We start from the raw sequence: 2,569 nt of genomic DNA on the forward strand, positions 1-2,569 counted from the left end.
GGCGCACCGCATCGTCTTCAAGTCGAACGGCGGCCACGACACCATCGTCGGCACGTTGCGGCCACAAGACGTGATCGAACTGGCCCCCGGTTCGACGCTCGCCGACTACCACTCGACGACGGCCAACGGTATGACGACGATGTCGAACGGAACGCATTCGATCACCTTCGCCAGCACCGGCACCCCGACATTCGAGGCCGGCTCCGGCAGTGGCGGCAGCAATAGTGGAAACGGTGGCGATGGCGGCGGAGGCGGCAATGACGATCCGGGAGGCAACGGCGCCTTCCATCTGACGGCCAGTGACCTCACGGCACTGAAGAACCTCGTGAATGGTCTGCCGGGCGGCGAAGACAACGATGCGGTCGGCATTCGCGATCTCGAAGGCACCGGCAACAACCGCGCACATCCGAACTACGGATCCGCCGATCAGCCGTTCATCCGTCTGACGGATGCGCATTTCGGCGACTACAACGACAGCACCCACAACCGCGATATCAACCCGCTCTTCAACGGGCTGGATCCGCGCGCGATCAGCAATGCACTCGGCGCTCAGGAGGCGAACCTGGCGACCAGTGCAGAGCATGCCAACAGCCTGTTCACTGCGTTCGGCCAGTACTTCGACCATGGTCTCGACTTCCTGCCGAAGGGCGGCAATGGCACGATCCAGATCGGCGCGCCAGGCGCCGGACATACGCCCGGTACCGACAATCCGGCGGATCTGACCCGCGGAACGGTCTCCGCCTTCGATGCCAATGGCATTCCTGAGAACCTCAACAAGACCTCGCCCTTTGCCGATCAGAACCAGGCTTACGGCTCCGATGAGCTCGTCGGTCAGTTCCTCAGGGAAGGCGACGGCCACGGCGGGTTCAGCGGTCGGCTCCTGGCCGGTGCGCCCGATGCGTCCAACCCGACCTTCAACCTGCTGCCCAACCTGCGTGAACTGATCATGCATCACTGGGCGAACAATACGGTGTTCACGGCATCCTCATTGCCGGGCGGCTCCGTCACCTTCCGCAGTTATTTCGCCGGTCTGGTCGATGCAAACGGTCACATCAACGAAGCGATGCTGCCGCAGATGACCTCGAACTTCATGGGCAGTGGCTTTGCGCTGCTGCTCGATACCAACCCGTTCATCAGCCTGCTCGATCACTATGTGGCCGGCGATGGCCGGGCCAACGAGAACATCGCCTTGACGGCGATCCACACCATCTGGGCCCGCAATCACAACTTCCATGTTGCCGGGCTCCTGGAGGCTGGTTTCACTGGCACCGCCGAGGAACTCTTCCAGGCCGCCAAGGTGATCAATGAAACGGAATACCAGCGTGTCGTTTACACCGAGTTCGCCGACAAGCTGCTCGGCGGCATGAAGGGAGACGGCGAGCATGGCTTCAACGATTACAACCCCGATGTCGATGCGCGCGTATCGCACGAATTCGCGACGGCGGCCTATCGCTTCGGCCACTCGCTGATCGCCCAGAACTTGACCGTGATGGATGCGCAAGGCCATCCGACCCAGATCGCGCTATTCGACGCCTTCCTCAACCCGACGAACGACGCCAGCGCGTTCACAGCCCCGTTGCCTCCCGGCTATGTACCGCAACCGGGCTATGAACAGCTGGGTATCAACGGCATCCTTGCCGGGGGCGTCGTGCAGCCGGCTGAAGAGGTCGATGTCAATATTGTCGATGCGGTGCGCAACGATCTGGTGCGCAGCAGTGCCGACGTGTTCGCCTTCGACGTTGCCCGCGAATGGGATGTCGGTCTTGGCTCGATGAACCAGATCCGCGCGGATCTCTTGGCCTCGACAGATCCCTATGTGCATGAGGCGGTCGGCTTTGCCGGTAACCTCACGCCCTACACCTCATGGGAGGACTTCCAGACCCGCAATGGCCTGTCGGACACCGTGATCAACCAGTTCCGCCAGGCCTATCCTGATCTCGTGCTTCAGCCAGGCGACATCGCGAAATTCAAGCAGGTCAATCCTGACATAGATGTCGCGATGCAGCCGGACGGCACCGGCATCGTCAAAGGCATCGACCGTGTCGATCTGTTCGTTGGCGGTCTTGCCGAGAAGCATATCAATGGCGGTGTCGTCGGGCAGACCTTCTGGGTCATCCTGCACGAGCAACTGGACCGCATCCAGGAGGGCGATCGCCTCTACTACCTCGACCGCGTGGAAAACCTCGACTTCTACGACATCGTCGAAGAGCAGGGCTTTGCCGCGATCATTGCCCGCAACACGGGGCTGACCAATTTGCCTGAAGATATCTTCGGAACGAACCAGGACAACCAGGGCGGAGGCGACGACGGCCAGAATCAGGGCGGCGGTGACGATGGCGGTAATGGTGGCCAGAACGGCGGCGGTGATGATGGCGACAATGGCGGCCAGAACAGCGGCGGCGATGACGATGGTCAGAATGGTGGCGGCGACGACAATGGCGGTGGGGACGACGACGACCAGTCTGGCGGCGACGACCAGTCCGGCGGCGACGACAATGGCCAGAACAACGGTGGTGGCGATGACGGCGGAGGCGATGATGGCTCCGATGACGGTGGCTCGGATCCGCTG

General features: G+C 62.0%; 1 protein-coding gene. It reads left to right on the forward strand.

Annotated elements, in window-relative coordinates:
* Positions 1-2,569: peroxidase family protein (locus tag K9B32_RS28745; RefSeq protein WP_318013383.1), on the forward strand; the 2,569-nt coding region annotated here is incomplete at both ends.

The organism is Rhizobium sp. 3T7, from assembly GCF_020166565.1.
Classification (GTDB): domain Bacteria; phylum Pseudomonadota; class Alphaproteobacteria; order Rhizobiales; family Rhizobiaceae; genus Rhizobium.